Origin of the sequence: Corynebacterium sp. sy017 (genome assembly GCF_017918135.1) — a bacterium.
In the GTDB taxonomy this organism is placed as follows: Bacteria; Actinomycetota; Actinomycetes; order Mycobacteriales; family Mycobacteriaceae; genus Corynebacterium.
In genome coordinates, this window is sequence record NZ_RZUE01000001.1 from 371256 (window position 1) to 396502 (window position 25247).

A 25247-nucleotide genomic window follows, 5' to 3' on the forward strand; every position below is an offset into this window, starting at 1 on the left:
ATTTCTTATTTTTTATTTCCTGATGTCAATAGTCTAGTCACATCTCGTTCTACTTGTGCTCGATCAAACCCTGGTTCTAGTTGACACTGGACAATCATCGTCGCCCCAGGGGTAGTCATGCGCAACCACTTAATTCCTGGTAATACCCCTAATAGAGTGCCTAAAGCTGCCTGGCGATCCGTCGTACGCACTTCTAAAATATCATCCTGCCACATGGTTGTGGTCAAGCCGCCGTGGATCGTCGGTAATGCACTAAATACGCCAGACTTATAGCTTTGCACAATATCTTGTTCATCAAATCCAGTACCTAGGGTGTTATATACCTCAAGTTCTGCCTCGACAATGCGCTGACCACTATCTTTATCCACTCTTGTTGTTATTCCTGCACCAAGGATATTCCATTCTTTTGCAGCTACAAGTGCAAAAATACGGATACTTTCACGGTCATAACTACCACGCCAGTAAATCGTCGCACGCATATTATTTTCTTCATGCCGCACGCCCACCGTATCAGGTGCATGTACCTGAGGTGGCTGAGGCGCTAATGCACTCAGCTGTACTTTCGCTCGGTGGCATAGAGTTTTTAATCCTGCGCTCAACGACGGACTAAACACTCCAGGTCCTGTCGCTAAAGAATCTGCTTCAACTAGGGTTTCTAATAAGTTGATGATTAATCGGTCATATCCAGTAGCATCGAGCAGCTGTTCCAAGGCCTGCGAACCAGTGGGATCCATACGCCTGAGGATTTGCGGAATCAACGTATGCTGCGCTACAACCGTTTTGACGATATGAATTTCTTGTTTGTTAAGCCGCAATCTTTTAGCCATATGAGCAACATACTCAGCGCCTACTTGCTCATGCGGTAACTGCTGCCCCTTACCAATATCATGAAAAAGTGCTGCCAGATAAAGCAAATCTGGACGTGCCACGTTTACACTTCGCTGAGCACAATTGTGCACCACCATAAGACTATGCTGGTCGACGGTATGGATATGGGTTGGTTCTCTCGGCACAAGCCCACGGATATTTTTCCACTCTGGAACTATTTTCTCCCATAATCCATACTCATCCATCTGATGTATTACCCGTGCACTGTGCTCGGGTGAGCTGAGCAAAGCAAAAAAATCACCTGCCATATTAGTGGGCATAATCTCTGGTAATGGCGGTAACTGTGTCAAACGTTTCCAGGTATGTGGCGCAACACTAAGCCCGGTGCGTGCCCCAGCTGCTGCTACGCGCAATAACAAACCTGGATCACTAAGGTCAGGAGTACGCGAAAGGGTGATCTCACCATTGAGTTCCACAACATCGACGTCGAGTGGCCGTCGAATAGGACGCCTGATTTTTGTGCGCGACGGCAACAAGTTTCGTGCAGTGGCTAATGCTTCAGTAAGAGCATCATCGACTGTTTTAGCCGCAGCAGCCAAAGCACGCGCTAATTCATAGCGATCAGCAAAACCTAAATCTGTTGCAACATCGACGGCGAACTCAGGATCAAGAACATCTCTCGCTCGCCCCATATGAAAATGCAATAGTGTTCGAGTATCAAGCAATAGCGTACGTTGTTGATCCAACTGTGCGCGATTACTCAGATTTGCCAAAGCAAGAGCATCAATTAAATCAATATCACGTAACCCGCCATGACCATGTTTCAGATCAGGTCTAGTCATTGTCACCAAAGAACCTGAACGACGCCACCGAGCTATCGCAGTATCAACAAGATTATTAAAATTCTTTTTTAATTCTTTACGCCATGTGGCAAGGACTAACTCTCGCGCTCTTTCAGTTAATTTTTCCTGCCCCCGACAATGCGATAAATCCAAAAGAGCAAGTGCCGCAGTAGAATCTGCCGTCATCATCTGTGCACATTCTTCTGGCGTGCGTACTGCATAGTCAAGACGCATTTTTGCATCCCAAATGGGGTACCACACACGCTCAATTTCTGCCGAATCAAGCGCGGTGGCTTGAGCGTCGACAAGCAATATGAGATCAAGATCTGAATGTGGACCGAGTTCACCGCGGGCAAAAGAACCCGTAGCTGCCAGTGCAGTACCTGACGGTAACTGCACGGAATTGAGTATATCCCAAGCTCTATGCTGTGCTTGTTGCCTGAGTTGTTGAGGCATTACATGAATATGACTCATAGCAGCACGACGTTATCCTGTTCTCTTAGGTGTTCTGGTGTTTCAGGGTTGCCTGAGTGTGGGTAGTTTTCCCACATGAGGTATAGCTGAGGGACTTACACTGCATCTGCATCACGTTCGCCAGTGCGAACGCGAACAAGCTGTTCTACATTAGTAACCCAGACTTTGCCGTCACCAATTTTTCCAGTATGCGCAGTATCGACGATCGCATTAAGTACCTCATCTAATTGAGCATCATTGATGACGATTTCAATTTTTACTTTAGGCACAAACTCCACCGCATACTCTGCACCACGATAGACCTCTGTATGCCCTTTTTGTTGCCCAAAACCTTGGGTTTCTGTCACAGTCATACCGTGGACACCAATTTGTTCCAAGGCATCTTTAATATCGGTGAGAGTAAAGGGTTTGACGATAGCTGTCACAAGTTTCATGGAATGCTCCTATGGCTTAGCAGTTGTTGCTCAATTATTCTACTTAACTCTTTGCTGAAAATTTAGTTGAATGAAGGACCAGCAGTATCATAAGCAGTTTCGCCATGCTCATGGAAGTCAATGCCATTTGATTCTTCTTCATCATCAACTCGCCAACCCAAGGTTGCTTTCACAATGAATGCCAAGACCACAGTGATAAGGCCAGCAAAAATCATAGCAATGAGCGCAATCAGAATTTGGACTACAAAAAGTTTTACGCCATCAGAACCACCACCTGTGAGCAATCCCTTGCCGTCTGCCAATAGCCCCACGCCAATCGTGCCCCACAGACCAGCTACAAGGTGGACACCCACAACATCCAAGGAATCGTCGAAAGCGAATTTATATTTTAGTCCCACGCCAAAAGCAGCAAGGATACCGCCAATAGCACCAAGAATGAGTGAGGTAACCGGGGTGAGATCACCAGCTGCAGGAGTAACAGCAACTAAACCAGCGACGACACCCGAAGCAGCACCTAAAGATGTTGCATGACCGTCACGGATTTTTTCCACAAGCAACCAACCTAGCATTGCAGCTGCGGTGGCAGCGGTAGTGTTAACCCACGCTAATCCAGCTAATCCATCTGCAGCAAAAGCAGAACCGCCGTTGAAACCAAACCAACCAAACCAAAGCAGTGCTGCGCCAAGCATCACAAAAGGTAGGTTGTGTGGTCGCTGCGAAGAGCGAAGGAAGTTTTTACGTTTTCCAATGATAATGGACAGCACTAACGCACTCACACCTGCAGAAATATGCACGACTGTACCACCAGCAAAGTCAATTGGCTTGATGAGTGCTTCTGCTGCGTCGTCAACGCCGAATAACCAAGCAGCAACACTATTTTCACCGTGAGCCAGCAAACCGCCACCCCACACCATATGCGCTAATGGGAAGTAAGCACACGTTGCCCATAATCCTGCAAAGAGCATCCAAGAGCCAAATTTGACACGTTCGGCTATGGCACCAGAAATCAATGCGGTAGAGATAACAGCAAAGGTGAGCTGGAATGCAACATCAATAATGTTGGGATAACCAGATGCACCTGCAATATAGTTGCCTTCTGCGTCAGTAATGGAGTTTTTTAGCCCAAAGAACTCAAAAGGATTGGCAAATACCCCACCTATTGATTGAGAGCCATAGGACATGGACCATCCCCATAGCACATAAATAACGCTGACTAACCCAAGTGTGCCAAAAGACATCATCATCATGTTTAGCACTGATTTTTGCCTGGACATACCGCCATAGAAAAATGCAAGTGCAGGTGTCATGAGAAGAACCAGTGATGCTGATATGAGCATCCAACTTGCATTTCCTGATGCTTGTAGCACTTCTTCCGAGCTCATGATGCGCTCTCCTTTTCTCAGAATCCCTCAGTGGATACGACTGTTGCCATGCAACTCACTATATAACTATAGACATACAGAATTCTTTTCTATAATCCAACAGTTAGAATGGGGTACCCACTCACGAAAGACAAGGCATTATCACTGCTAAGAGCACCGAAAAAGGCAGCACCCCATCATGGATGCTGCCTATAAAGATTCACTGCACCATCGCGCATCATCACACAAAGATGGAATGACTAACCAGCGAAAACTTACTGTGTGCCCAAAAGTGCATCGACAAAACCATCAACCTCAAAAGGTGCTAAGTGGTCAGCGCCTTCCCCAAGACCCACCAATTTCACTGGAACACCAAGTTCTTCTTGCACTCGGAACACAATCCCGCCCTTGGCTGTGCCATCAAGTTTGGTTAGTGCAACACCAGTAATCTCTACGACATCACTAAATACTTTCGCCTGGTGCATACCATTTTGCCCGGTAGTAGCATCAAGGACGAGCAAGACCTCATCAACTTTTGCTTTCTTTTCCACTACTCGTTTTACTTTGCCAAGCTGATCCATCAAATTCGCAGAGTTATGCAAACGACCGGCAGTGTCAATGAGAACCACGTCCACTCCTGATTCCACGCCCTGCGACACGGCGTCGAAAGCAACGGAAGCAGGATCTGCACCTTCTTTGCCACGCACTGTTCGCGCCCCTACGCGTCGACCCCATGTTTCTAGCTGATCAGCTGCGGCAGCACGGAAAGTATCTGCAGCGCCAAGAAGAACAGAGTGCCCCATAGACACAAGAACACGTGCAAGTTTTCCTGTTGTGGTCGTCTTACCAGTGCCATTGACTCCCACAACCAAAATCACCGCTGGCTTACCATCATAAGGCATAGCCTTAATAGAGCGATCCATATCTGGTTGCGCTGCGCTAATCAAACATTCGCGTAGCATTTCCCGCGCTTCTTGCTCAGAGGAAACCCCGCGCTTGGCAATGGTTTCTCGCAATTGATCAACGACTTTGAGCGTCACATTAGCGCCAAGATCTGCTTGCAATAGCAATGCTTCAATATCTTCCCACGCCTCATCGTCGAGATCTCCCTCGCTAAGCATACCGAGTACAGAACGACCAAAAACATTTTGTGAACGCGATAGGCGGGCGCGCAACCGAGCAATACGACCGTCAGCAGGATCAATATCTTCGACAGGGGCACTGTCAGCGCTATCAACGCTATCAGTGGTGTCAGCGCTATCAGGGCTATCAGAGACACCATCCTCAGAAACAGTATCGGCAGCAGAATCAGAGTCAGAGCTTTCGACATCATGGATCTGTGCTCCCTGCTCGTGAGTTTGTGAGTCGAGTTTCGTCGCATGAGCGTCGATAAGCTCCTCAGGTTTATTCGTGCTTTCTGCGGCTATAACAGGTTCAGCAGATTCAGCCTGACGAACCTCAGGCTCCGATTGGGCTAATTCAACTGGTTCTTTTTGCGCAGAACTAAAATTAAACCCACCTTGAGCCTGATAATTACCCGACTTCTCTTGTTGCGTTAGTTCCTTTTTAGGCTGCTCATTCTCAAAACTGATTTTTTTTGCGCTGTGCCGACGCAAACCAATAATGACAAAAGCAATAAGCAACAGCACTACCACTACAGCAGCAATAAGGATTATGAGCTGAGTATTCATGATTCTTTCTCCAGTTTCTCTCACATAGTATTAAAAACTTATTCCTTGGTGTTTCACCGCTAAAACCATAGCCTCAGCAGCAACCATATCGCTTGTCACCAGTTCTGGCACAATATCAGCCAATAACGCCCATGCTGGGGTCACTGCGTCAAGGGTCTTAGACGATGTGATCAAACCATGCGCATGCATACGAGCAGCAAGAGCCAAAATAAGCGATACCACTGGAGTCAATGCCCACACATTATCACGAGCATCAGTATCGACCCCATCCAATTTGTCAAAGCGTACACGTGCCATAGCGTAAAGAGTTTTATTGGTACTACGCAAGGTACGTAATAAGGTCACAGCTGGTTGAATCAATCCCTGCGAAGACAACAATTCACACAGACATTCTCGCTGATTAAACGCCTCAAATACCGCTAAAAGCCGTGATCCTTCATCCATAATCGCCCCAGGAACAACCCGAGAATCAGCGAAAAACATAGAAAGCAGATTTTTCTGCTGCGACTCATCCATAGACGCAATTGCCACCGTAGAACGATCAATGCACGCAGAATCCAACGTAGCATCTCTACCGGTTTTGAGTATTTCTACCACATTCTCCCCAGCAAGATGCACGAGCTTTTCGACGATTACCGCCACATCTGGATCCACTGTCTCATCCGCAAATGCTGATCCGAACTTGGCAACGTCTTCTGCGGCTAGCTCCGTTCCTTGTTCTTCATGTTCCATGATCTCTCTGGAGTCTTGAGCACCTTCTTGCTGTATTTGATGAGATAATCGACTATCTAATTCGCCAAGTAGTGCCAAGGTATCAATCCATGCAGCCCGGTGAATATCCTCATAATGGTTGTGTTCTTCTTCCTGATAAGCACTTGGAACAGTATGACCAGAAAAAATGCATAGACTTAAGGTTGTTTCAATAATCTTTCCAGGTTGTTGCGTTGCTGGCACTAAACTTTCTGACAAGCCTTTAAGCGCATTATGCGGCTGAGAGCGCAATACTTGTTGCACTGCTTTGCGTGCATCGCCTTTAGCCAACCCTGTGGTAATGGTATCCCACAGCAATGGCATAACTTCAGCGGAATCAGGCACTTGCGTGCTGTCACCAGCAAGAAAAGCAGAAAGCTGTGTCAAAACACCGACGGTGTCTGCGTCTGCGTCATCGTGGGGATCAATATAATGCCCTGGCTGTTCTAAAATATAGGCATAGTCCCCAGGAGTAATTGGTGCACGTAGAGTCATAAATGGATCATGCGTATGCAATTGGATTGCCAGATTACCCGCATTCCTTAAATTATCTGGCAATGTTAAAACCCCAGAATGGACGTCGAGAGTATAAGCTGGCTCCCACGGAGCAGTCAAAGCCCATACCCAAGCACGTAGCCGAGAATGATCGGTAAGACCACTAAAGCTCATTACCCCAGGTTGCTCAGGATCAGTCTGAAGCGTGTATTCCTGCTCAGAACGTAAATCGGCAACAGTGACCGAAACTTTATTGCGACTGAGTGCATCTGTCCACTCCAAATCAATACGTCCAGCAGGCATAACGCACGCACTTGCAGCAATTGGAGCGAGATCAGCAACATACGTTAAATCAGAATCCGCAGCTTTGAGCTTAATCGTTTTTACTGGAGCTCCATGAGTATTGCGCACGGTAACCGTCGGATTGCGTAACTGCCCCACTGCTCGAATACGTAATTGCCCGTCGGCAGCTAAACGACGCGGACGCACCACCACTCTACTCGCACGCCACATTGGTGGCTCACCAATCAGTGGTAACTCAAAGGTTAATCGAGGTGGAGTAAACCGTAGCGGCAGTTGATCACCTTCGTCGGTACTCACGATAAGTTCTGCTCCTGCCTGATCAGGCGCTACCGACAATACCTGTGGCTGACATCTAAACTCTTTTTCTCCTGGTATAAGCTGTAGCGTTGCTTCGCTCAACCCACCACCCGTAGGAATCCGAAATGCTTTCGATACACCAGCAATATCCATATGCGCTTGTGCGCCTTCAACTAACGCAAACTCATGTCGGAATGACTCATTCCGCGGTCCACGCATACGAACAAGGTATTCCCCCACCCACGGTGCATCATAAAGGTCAGGATCAAAAACCTGAAATACCCCACCCTCAGCTGGCACTTCGAGTGGTTCTGGTTGGGTAATTTCTTCACCAGCGTGCGATGCACCTGCATAAGAAGAAATAGATAAATACCAGGTTTCACTGTGTCCTGAAGGAGTAGGAGGGAAAACTGCAAGCAAGGAACTGTCATAAACAGCTAACCCACTCAAACTCGTCAATGCAGGTAATGGCTCCCCGGGATTTTGGAACATGACTCGCTGGCGCACATCAATACTGCGGATTCCTTCCATAGATGCCTTAGCACCTTGTGGCACAGCAACCATCGATGCAGCATGATATACATCCACATAGTGACACGTCCAACCTACCCAGCCTTCAACAGCACAAGAAGATAATGGTGTGATATGTTCACCGCTCACAATGTCTTCTAAAATCGTTGCCTCAGGCACCAATACATGAAGGTATTGGTGATGAAGTGAGACTTTATCACTAACATTTGCGCCACCAGCACTAAAGAGCAACATGGCATTATCACTATTGATAACAGGCACTGTCCACACAATGTTGTGCGTAAGATCTTGAACGATGATGTCACGCACTGGATGATCAACAGAAATATCTAATGCTTCGCTAAAACCCGACTCATCTCCCCAAGCACGTCCAGTACGATACACCTTCGTTGTTGAGTCTATGGATACACGCCAACTTACCTGTTGTTGTTCTACTCCTACTGCTGTATGCGGGGTGTTATCAACATTCTTAGGTAACTGTGGTAAGCGCTGTTGAGGCAAACGTAAACAGATCTTTTTACGCTGCGCATCATAAATAATTCTCGGACGCATTTCCCTACCAGCAACCCCAACAGCAGAATCACGATCATGTGTTCCCACTGGCCGCTCCCGCAACTCTGCAACAACCAATTCATCAATTGTGGTAGGCAGCTTAGGCATCAACCCAGATCTATCTCGGTCGAACCAGCTATGCGGATGGTCAAGGGCAAAACGTCGTAATGCATAAATGCCTGCCAGGATTTTCTCACTATATTCCGGGCTATGCTGCGCCGCTTGTGAAAAGTAAGGTGTGGTTTCCTGAGCACCAAGATCAGCAATGTCTAGTTCTGTTTCTGCTGTATCAATAAGCTCTAATAATGCAGGAATCTCATTGCTGACAATGCCAGCATGAAACGCAGCAAGAGTAAGAAAATCAATATCGCCAGGGATAAGCAACTCAAAATCACGCAATGCCGCTGGCAGGAACTCTTCGATAAGCTGTTCCAGCTCCGCTACTGACGGCAGCGCAAGCCCTAAACTCCCTGATAACTCTGCAGCAAAGTTCTGCGCACACACCACTTCGCGAGCTCTAGAGATTATCGTCACCAAAGATAGTGCAGGACTAACAGATAATAGCCCAGCAAGACTAGCGCCAGCAGCCAATTGTCGACTCAAGAAAATACCATAAAGCCGCTCAATCTGTTCTAGTTCATCAATGGATAAACCCAGTTCATACACCACATCAACTTTTTTCAAGCGCTGAGCCAAATCCAATTCGCTTTTCGACGCCCAGCCCAAGAGACTATCGCTCATATCTGCAATAGGATGAGAAAGTTGGGAACGGCTATCCGACATAGATGTTAATCCTCTTCGTTAATTTGTTGTTCTGGTTGTGATTGCTGTGTCTGAGATTGTCTAAGCTCAGGACTCATTCGTTGCGAAATAACCCTCGTCACACCATCACCACGCATAGTGACACCATAGAGCACATTAGCAATGTCCATCGTTGGCTTTTGATGGGTAATCACAATGAGCTGTGAATCTTGACGCAACTGCTCAAAAAGCGCTATTAGTCGTCGCAGGTTTACATCGTCCAGTGCTGCTTCAACCTCATCCATAACATAAAAAGGCGAAGGACGCGCACGGAAAATTGCAACCAGCATAGCAAGGGCGGTCAAGGACTTTTCGCCACCGGACAACAACGATAATCGCTTTACTTTCTTTCCTGGTGGACGAGCCTCCACTTCGATGCCGGTGCCCAAAATATCTTGAGGATCAGTAAGCACCAGCCGCCCTTGCCCACCAGGGAATAAGGTAGAAAACACCTTAGGAAATTCTTTTTCCACATCCAACCAAGCATCATGGAATAATTGCAATATCTTCTTATCTACGCCCTCAATAACATCACTGAGATCCTGACGCGCACGCTCAAGGTCAGCAAGCTGGTTGGCCAGAAAATCATAGCGTTCCTCTAACGCCTTATACTCCTCCAAAGCAAGAGGATTCACTTTCCCTAATGCATTAAGATCTTTTTCCGCTTCTCGCAGTTCTTCACGTACGGTTTTTTCATCAAAATCAGAATCAGGAAGATAATCACGTGCAATTTCTTCAACTGGCACGCCAAGCTGCTCAAAAATTTTGGTACGAGCTTCCTCTAATCGTACAGACGCCTGGGTGCTCGCAAGCTCTAAAGCATGAACATTATCACTTAATCTTTTGTGTTGAGCTTGCAGTGCACTATGCGCACTTTTAGTCTCTTGAAGGCGAGTCGACCAATGCGCACGCTGCTGAGCTTTATCTTCTCGATCGCGCTGCGCTTGCTCTAAGACCTCACTTAGTTGCTGTCCAAGCACAGTCGCCTTATCACTTACCCACTGTGCCAATTGCGCCTGCTGGCGTTTGCGTACCATCTGCTGCTCAAACTGGGCTTTTGCCTGACGCTCATAATTGATTTGACGCTCCAAACCACGCAATCGATCATATGCGGTACGCACTTTGTCTTCCGACGAGCGAAGGGCTAACTTTGCTTCTAATTCCATCGCTTTGATTTGTGAAAGCGCGGCAAAGGCTTCATCACGTTGGTGTGTAGACAGCTCTTGGTCTTGTGTCTCATCACTATCTACTCGCGCAAGTCGATCAAGCGTGTCATCAAGATGTTTCTGCACCTCGACCTGACGAATATCCGCTGCTTGTGCATGATCCGCTAGTTTCTCATGCTCAGCTTGGAGAGTTGCTTTTTCACCACGTAGTCGTTGCACATCTCGTTCTAACTGCGCAATGAGATTATTATGATCACGCATATTTGCTGTAGCCTGCGCCACTGCTACCCGCGCCTCCTGAGCCGCAGTCTGTGCACCAGAGAACGTACCAGCGATCTCCGCAAGCTGTGCTTGCACTACCTCCAATTCTGATTGTGCTGCCTCAACCTGAGCCTCTACCTCAAGAGTCGAAATAGCACCTTGACCAAATTGTACCCAGCCTTGTCCAATAAGCTGACCATCATAAGTCACAGCACGCAAACGTGGATCATTGTTAATGACTTCCATTGCCAGATCCAAGTTAGGAACTAAAACAACATCTGCTAGTAATCTCGTGACAGCAACCACATAACCAGAATCAATGGTGAGAGCATCAAGAAGCCATTGAGTTTGCGCAGGAAGATCCGCATCTAAGCGCCAAGGAGTATCGCCTGGTGTCTGCCTAGCAATAGTCGTTACATTACCTGGTTGGGACACCAACTGAGCCAATGTCTCATCGTCAATAGCACCAGCTAATGCCTCAGCAAAAAAACCAAGTGCTGCTGCTAACGCTTTTGCCTGACCGGCATACTCTGCTCGCATTTTCATCTTGTTTGCCAATGGCACTAGCTCGGCCATCGCCGCCTTACTTTCCGAGCTACCGGCATAAGAAGTATGTGCTCTAGGTGCAGCAGCTTGCAATGTCTCTATCCGCGATTCCAGTCTAGAAACTTGTTTCTCTAGGTTCTTTTGCTCTGCACGCAATTGCTCTAAACGTTTTTCCGCGGCATCTGCTTCAGCAGTTGCTTGGATATGTGCTTCCTGTAGCGGTTGTGCGGCATCCTGTGCTTGCACCCATGCCTGTTCACTTTCAAGCAAGCGCTTTTCTATATCCTGGCTACGAGATCGACTGTGTTCAAGTTGCTCGTTATAGCGCGCAATTTCTGCAGCGACTACCTTGAGTTGTTCATTATATTTCTCTTGAGCAGCCACCAGGCGCACAACGCCCTCACGACGATCGGCAATCGCCCTGACCTGTGCCATATGCTCTTTATCTGCTTCTTGAGCACGCAGTTCATAGTCAGATACTTCCTCTTGAATGTTCTCCAACCGTTGCCTGGCAATCTCAACATTCTCGTCTAATTGTGCGCATTCTGACTTAACTCGTTCTGCCTGGCGCGCTAGTACATCTGGATCTTGACCTTGATAACTGAGTTCGACAAAGTTATCTGCTCGTTCCCGAGCAATTCTTTGAGTAGCAGCCACGCGTTCAGCCAATGCGGAGAGTTGGAACCATAGTTGCTGAGCCTGTTCCGCAGCAGGGGTTGCACGAGCAACTTCTTGTTCTGCTTCTGCATGAAGGATATGTGCCTGCTCTAATTGCTCAGCGACAAGCTCGCTTTGTTCTTGCGCAGCATGAACTTGTTTTTGTATATCCTCATGGGCTGCGGCTAACTGAGCAAGCTCATACCCAGCCAATTGCAATCGTGCTTGGCGCACCTGAGCCTGCACACTAGCAGCGCGTTGCGCAGCTTTGGCTTGCCTAGCCAGAGGCTTGAGCTGACGACGCAGCTCCTGGGTGAGATCATTGAGACGATCAACATTTGCCTGCATACTCACTAATTTGCGCTGTGCTTTTTCTTTGCGGCGCTTATGTTTGAGTACTCCGGCGGCTTCTTCAATAAACGCTCGACGCTCCTCAGGACGTGATTCTAGAATCTGATTTAGTCGTCCTTGTCCCACGATGACATGCATCTCGCGTCCGATACCAGAGTCTGATAGCAACTCTTGGATATCCATCAAGCGTGCCTTTGTGCCATTGATTTCATACTCACTGGCACCGTCACGGAACATACGGCGTGTCACAGCTACTTCGCGATATTCGATGGGCAATGCTCCATCGGAATTATCTATTGCCAGCGTAACCTCGGCACGCCCTAAAGGTTTTCTTTGTCCTGCACCAGCGAAAATGACATCTTCCATTTTGCCGCCACGGAGAGTTTTTACCCCTTGCTCTCCCATGACCCAAGCAAGGGCATCGACAACATTAGATTTTCCAGAACCATTAGGTCCAACGACTGCACATATTCCTGGCTCGAACTTTAGGGTAGTTGCCGAGGCAAAAGACTTAAAACCTTTGAGCGTCAGCGACTTAAGATACACTCAAGCTAGTTTAGCAAAACAAGTTCAAGCATGTGCCGCAGTCACAAGTTCTAGATGTGCATAAATCTCTTGAACTGCCTGAGTCAATAATTGTTGCGCGTCTTCATAAGTTCCAGAAGGAGCCTGAGCACATAAAGCAACAGCACTATACTGCTGAGGATTATCTGGGTGTGGAATCAAACCAAATTGTCGTACTCCATACCGACCTGCCTCGTCTGGCCCCCAACCGCTTTTATAGATAGCACCTGGTATTGTTCCCAATCCATAGCCGCCTCCCACACGAATATCTCCCATGAGCGCAATGACCTGTGCGTCGCGAGGAATATGGGATATGTAGGCAACTTGATCCACCAATGACCATGTGCTTTGACCATAGCTGCTATACCCTTCCCGTGGTGGTAGAGCAGGAACCTCAGCATGGCTGGCCGCCTGTGCTATTTCTGCTTCTACTGCCGCCGCAGCCGTTTCTGGATCACCTAAAGATTCCCATAACTTTTGTGCTGCCTCATTATCAGAATCACGAATTGCCTGTTGTGCCCATGCAACTATCTGCTGATTATTTTCTCCAGAATTATTGTGCAGGGCTGCCATAACAAGTGGAACTTTAATAGTGGACCAGGGGGCGATGGTATAGCCGAGTCCACTGACAACTGATTCCATTCCTTCGACGTAGAAGTCCACTCCCGGTATCGCTGATAGGGTGAGAGAATTGGCTGAATGTTCTTGGGCGTTGATCGTCGGCATGGCGGGCTTACCAGATGGGGCTAGTGTGGGCGAAATATCAGCACCATCAGATTGCGTATCTGCATGGCTTGCTGGTGCAGCGTTATCTGAGGGTTTATCAATCGTACAAGCACTCATAAATAGCGCTGACATGGCAATAGTGGCGCTAACATACCACGCCTTATTAAGCGATGTAAACATGTGCTTCATCTCCACCAGTACAGTGAACATATTGCCCATTATCAGTACAGCTCATGGTGTATGTTTGCTCTGTGGTTGGTGAATATACTTCGAGAACCGCATCGAGTTTGTGTGTTTTCAGATAGTTCTCTACAAAACTATCGCGTACTGCAACCGCAAAGGAATCAGAGGTTTTTCCTGATTTATACACATTGTTCAGGTTTCCTGCAGGTTCAGCGTTACGTGCAGCCTCATTGACTGGTGTGACATCACTTGGCAGCTCAGGATTGGCTGGACGAGCCTTTTGCTGCTCAGTCTTCTCACTGGTGCGCTGTTTTTCATCTGCTCGTTGCGCGGTTCGAGCTTTTTGGGTACGTTCTTGATCGTCTTTTTGCTGAGATTCATCCTGATCACTGGATTCATCAGAACTATTAAACCCAGGGGCACTGCGCGTAGTTGTTACAGCTGCCGCGGCAGTATCTTCGGCTTTGTTCTTTCCCGAAAAGATTAAGAAATAAGCTCCAGCACCAAAGAGCACCACTACTAGCGCGAGAATTACCAGCAATAAAGCAATCCCTTTCCCGCTTTTTTGCGCTACTGGTTGCTGTGTTGGATACGCCGCTGCTTGTTCCCAAGCAGATTGCTGTTGATAAAACGCAGCTTGGCTTTGCTGATTATAAGAATGGTGTGGCTCATACGCATGAGCTCCCTGAGAATTCTGAGCGTTAAAAGGGTTATCCGCTTCAGGACTATTGTGGCTATTGTGGCTGCTATTTCCCCAAATAGATCCTTGATTGTGTTGGTTTGGCTGATTCATCGCGATTCCTTGTCTTTTACCAGTACTGTTAAGTCGTATGCTCACCCATGCGTATGTGCGGCACTAAAAGCGCAATCCCATACCACCTGCAACATCAATGCTACTACCAGTGATATAGCTTGACTGAGAAGATGCTAAGAAAGCTACGACGCTGCCTAATTCTGCAGCTTGTCCGATACGCCCAAGAGGAATATCACGTGCGACGGTATCTGCAAAAAATTCATCTAAAGATTTTTCCGGAGCACGTTTATTGCGAATGTTCTCCCATTGTGGTGTCTCAATAACACCGATATTGATGCTATTGACCAAAATCCCCTCTTTAGCTAAAGCTGCTGCCCAAGTCTTAGTGAAGTTATCTCCAGCAGCTCGCAACACAGAAGTAGCAAAGAAAGCTGGGTCAGGAGTATGAGCATAGACTGAAGATATATTGATAATGCGTGCTTGGTGTGACTTCCTCAACAAAGGCAATGAGGCTTTAATCATACGCTGCCACGACAACACCTTGATATTAAAATCTGCAAGAAATGCTTGATCTGTCAGTGTCTCTGGAGTACCAGGATGAGCGCCACCAGCATTATTCACTAAGATGTCGAGACTGCCATAGTTCTGGGCAACGTCGTCAAGCAAATGCTTGATATTGTCCGGATCGGAAATATCAGTACACACCCCAATGGCAGAATCAGCAAATAACTCATTCAGACGAGCTACTGCTTGCTTAACCTCATCTTCATGGCGCGCACACACAACAACGCGTGCCCCTTCTTGAACTAATGCGACTGCGGCAGCATAGCCTAATCCTTTAGAACCACCAGTAATAAGAGCAGTTTTATTGCGCAATGCTAATTCCATGACGTGCTTTTCCTATCTTCTTATCCGAATTCCCATTTCAGATATTTCTCCACATATTTCCTGAGCAAATTCTAACTTTTTGCTCATGCTTACCGCATAATCAGCACGAATTTTTTGGAGAAAACAAAGAAAAATACTCATTGGCTGTGAAAAATAACCAACCAATGAGTAGTAGAAATAAGTGCTTTGTTGTGCTTAGACCTCAGTAACTACCGCGCCACCACGTCGAGTGACCGGATCGCTACCGTCCCATACCTCAATGTTTTTCACTTCAGGCAACATATCACGATGGAACACAGGATCCACGCCTTTTCGCTTTTGCTGGCTGTAATTACGCAACAATTTCACCGCAACACCACCAAGTGGCACAATCGCAATAACGTTGATGAATACCATGAGCGCTGCGAATGTATCGCCCAAAGACCATACAAGGTTTACTGACCCAATTGCACCACCAAAGACGCATAACACCACTAACACGCGAAAAACAGTGAGTGCTTTGCGCGATTGAGTAAAGTATTCCACATTTGCTTGAGCCAAATAGTAATTACCAATAACTGAAGAAAAAGCCAAGAAGAACAGAATCAAGGTAATGAAATGAATGCCAAAACCACCCACCTCTTGAGCCAAAGCACGCTGCGCTAGTGGTGCTCCCTCTTGTTCCGCCCCAGTGTACGTTGGCGAAGAAAGCAAAATGATAAAAGCGGTAATACTACATACCAAAAGCGTGTCAAAATACACACCAAGAGTTTGGACAAGACCTTGCTTTACTGGGTGCGACACACTCGCAGTTGCCGCCGCATTTGGTGCGGAACCTTGACCAGCCTCATTAGAAAATAGCCCACGACGCATACCATATTGGAAAGCAGCACCAAGAGTAGCACCTGCAATCTCTCGGATACCCAGGGCATGAGTAACAATTTCTGCAAACATCGCTGGAACATGGCTTATGTTAAGGATCAGAACAACAAGCCCCATACCAAGGTAAAGCAAAGCCATCACAGGCACAATGACTTGTGTGAAATTAGCAATGCGCTTGATACCACCAAAAATGATTATTCCGGTAATAACCGCTAGAACAAGCCCTACTGTAGCCCTAAACCCAAGACCACTATTATTGATGGAAGTACCAATTGCTTCAGTAATAGAATTAGCCTGAATAGAGTTATAAACAAAGCCATAAGTAATAGTGATCGCAATAGCAAAGCACGTAGCTAAACCTTTAAGCCCTAACCCTTTGGTCATGTAGTATGCAGGACCACCGCGATAGGTGCCATCTGCTTCTTTTACTTTCCATAACTGTGCCAGCGTAGACTCAACAAATGCTGTTGCGCCACCAATGATGGCTATCATCCACATCCAAAACACCGCGCCGGGACCACCAGCAGAAATAGCTACTGCAACGCCAACGATATTTCCAGTCCCAACTCGCGCTGCTGCAGAAATACAAAAAGCCTTGAATGCAGAAATTCCCTCATCATCTGTGTGTGAATCTTCACTTGTGTTCTTTTCAGATACAGAACGAATCATGTCTGGCACATAGCGCACCTGCACAAAGAAAGTACGAACCGCAAAATAAACACCAGCACCGATGAGTACCCAAGGAACAATGAGCCATATGTAATGGTTCATTGTTTCCACAAAAGATTCAACGCTATTCATGGCAAAAATGCTACCTTACTTTAGGTCACATTCCTATCCATGCTTTACTATCACATTCTGTTACCGTGGATAAGTCTTAGATTAAGTTTCGGATATGTACAGCTCTCAGTGGTTAGTCTTTTTTCACCTGACACTGCGGACAATAGTGACTAGAGCGATTCATCCACTGCTGCTTGACAAGCTTTGTCCCGCAACGCGCACATGGTTTATTGTGCTGTCCATAAGCATGCAAAGAGCGCTCAAAATATCCGGATTCACCATTGACATTGACATATAGTTCATCAAAACTCGTACCCCCTTGTGCCAAGGCCTGAGTCATCACAGTTTTTCCAGCAGACAATAAGGACAAAACCTCTGTGTGTGTCAAAGAACTCGCAAGAGTAGCCGGATGTACACTCGCAGCCCAGAGCATTTCATCAGCATAGATATTGCCAATGCCGGATACAATTTCTTGGTTGAGTAAAACCCGCTTGATCTCAGTTTTCTTTGCTCGTATCTGCGCTGCAACAACAGAAAAATCTATGTCCTCCTCAAGTAAGTCTGGAGCAATATGCGACACTAATTCTGGGACTAATTTTTGCTGTTGTCCTGGGACTAATTCATCAGGCACAAAATAGCCAAACGTACGCTGATCCACGAACCATACTTGTATGTCATTATCAAGCATCACGCGTAGTCTCAGATGTCGAAGCGTTTTATCTTCTAATCCAGCACTATGGGGTTGGAGCTCTCTACCATAGCGTGCTGTCACAGCAGCGCTATCTTTGATTAACAATTGCCCACTCATGCCCAAATGAATCACAATGGTTTGATCGTCGTCAAGGCATAGCCACAGAAATTTACCACGGCGCGCTATCTCATCAATTCTGCGACCGCGAAGTTGCGCTTGCAGAGCATTCGCAGTACCGGGATATTTTCGCAATGTCCGATGATGATAACTAAGCACATCAGTGATAGTGCAACCAAGGATGTGTGTTTCGAGTCCTCGGCGCACCACCTCGACTTCTGGTAACTCAGGCATTTTCTATACTTATATGACTTATATGCGCGATTGCAATACTTTCACAGCCTCATGAGCTGCTAATTGTTCTGCTAGCTTTTTATTTGGCCCGACTCCGGTACCTAATTTTTCGCCTTCGACGCTCACCGTTGCTGTAAAAACTTTATCGTGTTCGGGACCTGTAGCTGTTGCCTCATACACTGCCATCGGTAATTTACGTTCGGAAAGTCGTTCTTGAAGAGTGGTTTTCCAGTCTTCATGCAGACCTTTTGCACTTGCCACATCGATTTTATGCTGAAACAACCGCAATACAGTGGCACGAGCAACCTCAAAACCATGTTCAAGATATATGGCACCTAATAATGCCTCAGTTGTATCCGCCAAAATAGAGGTTTTATCACTGCCACCTGTGGTTTTTTCGCCTTTGCCCAACAAAATATAGGTGCCGAGATTAATCTCTCTGGCTACATCAGATAATCCATAACGGCTTACTACTGAAGCACGCATTTTAGAAATATCACTCTCAGGGCGTGTGGGATATTGCTCGTATAATTTTGCTGCCACAGCCAAACCCAATACTGCGTCACCAAGAAATTCTAACCGCTCATTATTAGGCAAAAACCCATGCTCATTAGCAAAAGAACGATGAGTAAGCGCCAAAATAAGCAATTCTCGGGAGATAGTAACTCCCAAAGCAGCACAGAGTGGTTCATGATCTATTTCATCAAAAGATGCCTCAAGTATCTCTTGTCCACTACGTGTATCATGTTGTTTCTTGCTCATAGAAATTTCTCCAATCCAGCCCAACGCGGATCAGTTCTGGTTTCTTGCTCAGCAAGACCATCTGGTTCTGGAACCTGGGTACTGCCATCACAGCCATCTTCACAGGTTGGATTAAACGGCAATGTTAATCCTGCTTCAGTGGCAACAGTGGGCAAAAGATCAATGGAATCATCGATAACAAGCGGTACTTCTTCCTCGTCAAAATCCTCTAAATCACCGCCAATGATTCCTTGTTCGAGTGCAAAAACAACATTAACATTCAACTCGATATTTGGGGTGAGTTCTTTCAGGCAACGCACGCATTGTCCTTGTAGCTGTGCCAATACTTTAGCATCAACCATTACCGCGTCGCCCAGTGGATCAATACGCGCTTCAATAGTAACTTCTGTCCCCTGTTCGATTCCGATCATTGCTGAACCGATGCGCTGAGGGCTATCACCAACATTGCGGCGCATTTCTGATACACCAGAGCGAATAATATCGCCAATTGCAAAAACAAAAGGAGAATTTTCTTTATTATTTTTCATACCGTTTCCGTTGAGCATTGATAGATGAGTGGTATGCAGTGTTGTGGTTTATTGGACCGCACAATAGTGCCGAGAAATAGCAGCTTAAGACCGAGGTGAGCGTGAAGAATCAAGCGAACCAGATACGCCTGCACCGCGCTGCAGTGCGCTGCGATCCCGAGAAATAGTACGCAAAACTGTGGTGAGCGTTTCCTCAAAGGAGGCGAGTTTCTGATCTACGAACTGATCGCATTCATTACGTAGGCGATTAGAATCAGCATGAGCAGCATCGACAATTCGGTGTGCTTCTTCATTAGCGCGACGCATAACCTCTGTTTCGCTAATCAGTCGTGCTTGCTCAGCTTCACCCTCAGTAACACTGCGCTGATACTGCTCATTGCCTCGACTGATCAGACGATCAGCTTCTGCTTGTGCACTAGTTACTGTATTATCCGCATCACGACGCGCACTGCCCACAATATGGTCAGCATCATCTTGAGCTTTAGCGACAGTAGCGTGTGCTCTGTCTTCTGCATCACGCATCATGCGATCTGATTGTTCGGTAGCATCAGCAACCAAGGCATCTGCCTGATTTTGCGCATCGGAAACTAATTGCTGTGCTCGATCCTGAGCACCTCCAATAATTTCATCGCGCTGATCAAGAACATCTTGCGCATCATCAATTTCAATCGGCAAAGCGTTGCGGAGATCATCAAGAAGACCCAGAACCTCATTGCGTGGCACCATGCAATTTGAGGTCATGGGAACGCCATATGCCTGCTCAACAGTTTGGACAAGTTCATCTAATGCTTCAAAGACGCGGTACATGAGTTTCACTTTACTGTCATTTGTCTTTTTTGGTGAGCAGGCATGACCAAAACACCTATTTTTTCGATTTAGTTGTTCACAAGGATTCATTTTCGCTTATAATGACCCTGCCTATTATCACTGCGTTTCCCAGTATGACAAGGATTTTTATGCACATTATCATTGCCCCCGATTCCTTGAAAGGAACAGCAACAACCCATGAAGCTGGCCAGTACCTTGCTCAGGGGGTAAGAGAAGAACTCACCGCTCGTGGCATGGATTTGGATTCAACTACTCTGAGTATTTTTCCTATGGCTGATGGCGGTGAAGGAACAGCCGCGCTTTTCGACGGCCAACACATTACGCTGCCAACGACAGATGCCGTCGGTAGGCTCAGTGAAGCGTCCTATGTCTTTGATGAGTCAAGCTCAACTGCGTATATAGATGTTGCTGCCGCGAGCGGTCTTGTCTCTGTGCACGATCAGCTTAATCCACTAGGTAGTGATACTTTTGGCACTGGTGTGCTTATCGCTGATGCGGCAAGTCGTGGAGCAACACGTATCGTGTTGGGGCTTGGTGGCAGTGCTACGACTGATGGCGGCACAGGAATTTTGGTTGCCTTGGGAGCACAATTGCTTGATCACAGTGGACGTATTCTACCCCAAGGTGGTGGTGGATTATCGGATATTGCCCAGATTGATACCGCTATGCTCAACATTCCCGCAGCCTCTGTAGACTGGGTACTCCTTGGTGATGTCGCCGCAACTGCTACTGGGCATACTGGCACGGCACACATATATGCACCACAAAAGGGAGCTGATGAGCAACAGGTTCAGCAATTAGAAGCAGGTATTACCGCATTGTGCGCCTTTACCGGAATTGATCCTATGCGTGCCGGTATAGGAGCAGCTGGCGGCATACCTATTTCTATTCTGTGGTTATCCGCTTTATTACACGGCACTACTGATCATGTGCATTTATTACCAGGTGCTCGAGTTATTGCCAACCATACAGGGTTAAGTGCAGCCATAGGTAGCGCTGATGTAGTCATCACTGCAGAAGGACAATATGATACGCAGTCTGCTACCGGCAAGGTGGTAGGCACGATTATTGAATTAGCTCAAGGTACAGATACACGAGTTGCTGTTGCTGCAGGGAAATTCGTCGACAAGCTACCAGAGGGTGTTCTTGGACATACTCTTGCCGATCCTGCCCACTGCGATGTGCGCACTCAATTACAGCAAGCAGGACGAGCTCTCATTGCGGCTTTTCTCGATGAGTCTTTGGAAAGCGTTAAGGCTCAATAGTCACTGTCCATGGGAAAAGAGCTGCTTGTTCCAGTTGGTTTTCTTGTTCTAATTGGATCCGGTCGTTGGGCAACTCTGCCGCTGGAGTAAAAATACGAGCATAGAGCATGGTCAAGGCATTGATAGAACCCACCACTCCAGATAGATGCATGCTAAAGCGGTAGATTCTACGGCTTTCGGCTATTTTATGCAGCTCACCAGCAGTGTCTTGCACATCATCACTGCTATCGCTACCATCACTACGCTCACGAATAAAAACGCGGCGTAATTCTTGCTCTATCATGTGGTCGATAGCTGTGTTTTCTGCTGCATTGACTACAACTGACTCCACTTTTTTATCGCGGATAATCAGCTCATTGAGTTTATCGAGTTGCTTCTTAATGGATTCAACGTGCTCAGGCGCACATAAGCAATCAAAATGGATAACGGGCATGGGTTTTAGCCTAGCAGGATCACGTTTTCCATTGTCTGCTGTCTAAACGTGTACAATAACAAAAAATTGCTTAACGCACCACAAGACTATAGATAGATTTTCAAGGGTTTTCATAATGAATATCGTCGATATTTTAGGCGCTTCTACGCTAGATCTCCGCTGGCAATGGGACGTTTATCGACATTTACACGCACACCCAGAGCTATCCGGTCGGGAATCAAAAACAGCGGCATATATCCTCAAGCAATTAGAAAAATATAATTGTGAGGTCATCTCTGGAATCGGCGGGCACGGCATTGTTGCTATTTTCCGCAATGGAGATGGTGCCAGTGTTCTCATGCGCGCAGATTTTGACGGCTTGCCAGTAAAAGAATTAACTGGTGTCGCTTTTGCATCCCGAGACATCATGCTTATCGACGATGCACCAACCCCTACTATGCACGCGTGTGGTCACGATATGCATACCACATCTCTGCTGGGAGTGTGTGCGTTTATGGATGCACATCGTATGCACTGGTCTGGTACGTTCATCGCGCTTTTCCAACCAAGTGAAGAAAATGGTAAAGGCGCTGAGACAATGGTTGCTGATGGTTTGACCAGCAAAATACCGCAACCTGATGTGTGTTTTGGTCAGCACATTACTGCTGGCCGTGCTGGCACTGTAATGACCATGCCTGGTGCTGCTCTTGCCACCTGTGACTCTATCGAAATCAAAATCACTGGTCATTCCGCACATGGTTCTATGCCGCATAATGCTATTGACCCCACCTATGCAGCAGCCATGATTGTTATTAGGATTCAAGGTATCGTCGGGCGCGAAATTGCACCTCATGACTTTGCAGTAGCCTCTGTTGGCACTTTGCAATCTGGGCGATCTAACAACACTATTCCAGGTGAAGCGCTTATCGTTATTAACTGCCGTACGTATAGTGAGAAAGTAAAAAAGAAACTCTATAGCGCCATTGAGCGCGTAGCGAAAGCAGAATGTGCTGCCAGCGGCATGAAAGTACAACCTGCTTTCCGCTATTTTGGGCATGGCCCACTTACCACCAATAATCCTCATGTCTTTGCGCGAGTGCGTCCACAGCTCGATGCTGTTTTTGGTGAAAACTCGCTTAATGCCCAGCCATGGACTGCCTCGGAGGATTTTTCTAATATCCCAGATGCTTTTGGTGTCCCTTATTTATTCTGGACGGTCGGCTGTACTCCTGCCGAGCAATGGGATAAAGCGGTAGCAGAAGACAATGTGGAAACCACCATTCCGGTTAATCACATGGGCACTTTCTTGCCTGATTATCAACCAACGATTACTGCGTGTAATAATGCAGCACTAACTGCGATTTTGTCCTATCTTAAAAACTCGTAACCAGTAGTTTTCCCGATCTTCCTTCTGCAGGCTGCAGGCATAAAAATAGCACGCGAAAGAGGAAACTCAATCACGTGCTTGTTCATTGTGCTCCTATGAGCAACGCGAACATTTCTTATTTCTTCTGGTTCGCTGCGCAGTCTGCATCCATTTTGTCAAAAATATCAGCAATCTCATTGTATTCTTCCTTTGGAAGATCATTATTTGATGCTTTCTCAAAGGCCGTTTGCAGCTTTTGTTTTAGGCTCTCGTCGTCAATGTAGGTGACAGCGACTCTCCAGTAAAGAAAACTATTCGGATCCATAAAGTTAGGTTTTATACCTGACTGTTGATCAAATTGATTTGCTTCTTTGATATATGCACAGAATCTTGGTTCAGCTGCTCCGGAAAAAGAAGCTGGATCGGTAAGATCTACGGAAGAGTTACTTCCACTATCAGTGGTGCTACTATCTGCATCATTATCTGAGTCTGATGCACTTGCTGCGGTAGTAGAATGAGCACTTGCAGCAGATTCCTCATAGTCATAGCTATCTGTGTTTGACGGAATAAGGAAAAAAGCAATAAGCCCGACAACTATCAATAGAACCCACAGGGAGCCTAAAACAATACCGGCGATAGCAAAACCACGACCACGCTCACCTGTCTTTTTAGCTTGACGCAAACCTACGATACTAAGAATCAAACCAATGAGCGGCAAAAACAACGAGGTTACAAAACCAACAACAGACATCGTATTCATCTGGGATGATTGTTGAGGTTGAGTGTATGTATTCGCGTTATAGGAGTTATAGGAATTGTACTCCGTTTGCTGCTCAGAAACAGGCTGAGCATTAGTTGGTGCTCCCGGTTGATCATTATGTGGATAATTTTCTTGGAACGGATTATCCGTCATGCTTTCACCTCAGAAATATATTGAAAAAAGTTCAGTGTGCCATGATAACACATCAGCTTGTTCTTTGATTTTTCTCAGCTTCAAGCAAACAAGGTGCAGCCTTATGCGTAAGCAAACCTCCGATATATATTCCAATAGTGACATCTGCATAAAATGCAGGAAAAACCCAATTCTAGCTTTGCATATGTTCAGTACAATCCGCACTGATTTGATTTATGAGTTCTAAGTAACGTCGAGTGCTTTCTAATGTTGTGGCTGGATCCACGTTTGGATCTTGCAACATATCGCTATACCCTTGAGCGATTTGACGTTTCTCAGGATCACGCAATAAAGGAGCAAGTTGTGGTACCGACGACTCTCGCTGTTGTGAACCACCCAAAAGATACACACAGGCTTCTGGCTCCGCCGCACCAGCATAGCGGGCAAGATCTGTACCATCACCGCGCTCAGGTGCATTCTCTGCACGACCTGCAGAAGATACAGAATCTACTGGTGCGGCTGGTGTTGTGGTAAGTATGCTGCTCTGCTCGTCAGAATAATCATAATTCTGACTATTAGCTGGCGAATCAGCATATGACGTGGCATCTTTATTGCTCAGCAATGCCAAACCGCCTAGGGCCAGGAAGGCAATCACAAACACACACCATAACCCACTGATAATGATGCCAGCGATAGCAAAACCACGACCACGCTCACCACTTCTCTTTATTTGCACCAGTCCAATAATGCTCAATATCAAACCGAGAACCGGCATAAACAACGACACAAGAAAACCAATAACCGACATAGTATTGGTTTCTGATTGCTGTGGATAGTGTTGCTCAACCGCAGTATTTCCAGTGGGATAAGAATATGGATAACTCGGTAGTTGAGTATTGTCTTGGCTACCGTCATGCATTGTATTCATAGTTTTCTCACTTTCTTCTCTTATTAGATCTTTTAAGTGTAATTATTTATGTAATTATTTTCGCCCCGATACACATATAGTTCACCATATAAAAGTATCCTCTGAGGTTTACTACTAAATCAGAGCCTT

At 46.6% G+C, this 25247-nt stretch carries 19 protein-coding genes; 2 read left to right on the plus strand and 17 right to left on the minus strand.

The genetic code is table 11. The features are described 5' to 3' along the window. Positions 1-5: 5 nt before the first annotated feature. From EML15_RS01720 to EML15_RS01785, 14 genes are all read right to left on the minus strand, one after another. Positions 6-2144 carry a [protein-PII] uridylyltransferase gene (locus EML15_RS01720; protein ID WP_144273121.1) on the minus strand — a complete coding sequence of 713 codons (2139 nt, stop codon included), beginning with the start codon at positions 2142-2144 and terminating at the stop codon, positions 6-8. Between the two features lie 95 nt (positions 2145-2239). Beyond that, positions 2240-2578, minus strand: a complete 339-nt coding sequence (gene glnK, locus EML15_RS01725; RefSeq protein WP_144273122.1) for a P-II family nitrogen regulator GlnK — start codon at positions 2576-2578, stop codon at positions 2240-2242. 62 nt (positions 2579-2640) lie between these two features. Next, positions 2641-3960 carry an ammonium transporter gene (locus EML15_RS01730; protein ID WP_144273123.1) on the minus strand — a complete coding sequence of 440 codons (1320 nt, stop codon included), beginning with the start codon at positions 3958-3960 and terminating at the stop codon, positions 2641-2643. Positions 3961-4214: 254 nt separating this feature from the next. Next, positions 4215-5630: a signal recognition particle-docking protein FtsY gene (gene ftsY / locus EML15_RS01735; protein ID WP_144273124.1), complete on the minus strand. Its 1416-nt coding sequence runs from the start codon at positions 5628-5630 to the stop codon at positions 4215-4217. Positions 5631-5660: 30 nt separating this feature from the next. Further along, complete coding sequence (locus EML15_RS01740; protein ID WP_144273125.1) at positions 5661-9341, minus strand: hypothetical protein; 3681 nt, start codon at positions 9339-9341, stop codon at positions 5661-5663. A 5-nt stretch (positions 9342-9346) separates the two neighbouring features. Then, entirely contained in the window at positions 9347-12886 is a 3540-nt protein-coding gene (gene smc / locus EML15_RS01745) for a chromosome segregation protein SMC (RefSeq protein ID WP_144273126.1), read from the minus strand. A 24-nt stretch (positions 12887-12910) separates the two neighbouring features. Continuing rightward, positions 12911-13810 (minus strand): hypothetical protein, encoded by a 900-nt coding sequence (locus EML15_RS01750; protein ID WP_144273127.1) that lies wholly within the window; start codon positions 13808-13810, stop codon positions 12911-12913. Then, complete coding sequence (locus EML15_RS01755; protein ID WP_144273128.1) at positions 13794-14606, minus strand: hypothetical protein; 813 nt, start codon at positions 14604-14606, stop codon at positions 13794-13796. Before EML15_RS01755 ends, EML15_RS01750 begins: the two co-directional genes overlap by 17 nt. Positions 14607-14669: 63 nt before the next feature. Next, positions 14670-15455 (minus strand): SDR family oxidoreductase, encoded by a 786-nt coding sequence (locus EML15_RS01760; protein WP_144273129.1) that lies wholly within the window; start codon positions 15453-15455, stop codon positions 14670-14672. Positions 15456-15650: 195 nt separating this feature from the next. Then, entirely contained in the window at positions 15651-17117 is a 1467-nt protein-coding gene (locus EML15_RS01765; protein ID WP_144273130.1) for an alanine/glycine:cation symporter family protein, read from the minus strand. Positions 17118-17229: 112 nt separating this feature from the next. Continuing rightward, the gene (gene mutM, locus EML15_RS01770; protein ID WP_144273131.1) at positions 17230-18138 is read right to left on the minus strand and encodes a bifunctional DNA-formamidopyrimidine glycosylase/DNA-(apurinic or apyrimidinic site) lyase; all 909 of its coding nucleotides are present in this window, start codon (positions 18136-18138) and stop codon (positions 17230-17232) included. 18 nt (positions 18139-18156) lie between these two features. Beyond that, a complete protein-coding gene (gene rnc / locus EML15_RS01775) occupies positions 18157-18900 on the minus strand; it encodes a ribonuclease III (protein ID WP_144273132.1) in 744 nt (247 codons plus the stop codon). Then, complete coding sequence (locus EML15_RS01780) at positions 18897-19427, minus strand: YceD family protein (RefSeq protein WP_144273133.1); 531 nt, start codon at positions 19425-19427, stop codon at positions 18897-18899. The genes rnc and EML15_RS01780 overlap by 4 nt, the downstream gene beginning before the upstream one ends. Before the next feature lie 84 nt (positions 19428-19511). After that, complete coding sequence (locus EML15_RS01785; RefSeq protein WP_144273134.1) at positions 19512-20234, minus strand: DivIVA domain-containing protein; 723 nt, start codon at positions 20232-20234, stop codon at positions 19512-19514. Positions 20235-20383: 149 nt separating this feature from the next. On the opposite strand from EML15_RS01785, the gene EML15_RS01790 reads away from it, so the two are divergent. Then, the gene (locus EML15_RS01790; protein WP_246858057.1) at positions 20384-21520 is read left to right on the plus strand and encodes a glycerate kinase; all 1137 of its coding nucleotides are present in this window, start codon (positions 20384-20386) and stop codon (positions 21518-21520) included. On the opposite strand, the gene EML15_RS01795 is transcribed toward EML15_RS01790, so the two are convergent. Next, on the minus strand, positions 21507-21953 hold the full coding sequence (locus EML15_RS01795) for a hypothetical protein (RefSeq protein WP_144273136.1): 447 nt from the start codon (positions 21951-21953) through the stop codon (positions 21507-21509). The two genes, EML15_RS01790 and EML15_RS01795, sit on opposite strands and share 14 nt — an antisense overlap. A 115-nt stretch (positions 21954-22068) precedes the next feature. Between EML15_RS01795 and EML15_RS01800 the strand changes: the two genes are divergently transcribed. Continuing rightward, positions 22069-23319 carry an amidohydrolase gene (locus EML15_RS01800; RefSeq protein WP_144273137.1) on the plus strand — a complete coding sequence of 417 codons (1251 nt, stop codon included), beginning with the start codon at positions 22069-22071 and terminating at the stop codon, positions 23317-23319. A gap of 115 nt (positions 23320-23434) precedes the next feature. Here the strand turns inward: EML15_RS01800 and EML15_RS01805 are convergent, their stop codons facing one another. Then, positions 23435-24211, minus strand: a complete 777-nt coding sequence (locus EML15_RS01805) for a DUF4190 domain-containing protein (RefSeq protein WP_144273138.1) — start codon at positions 24209-24211, stop codon at positions 23435-23437. A gap of 172 nt (positions 24212-24383) precedes the next feature. Beyond that, entirely contained in the window at positions 24384-25118 is a 735-nt protein-coding gene (locus tag EML15_RS01810; protein WP_144273139.1) for a DUF4190 domain-containing protein, read from the minus strand. Positions 25119-25247 lie beyond the last annotated feature (129 nt).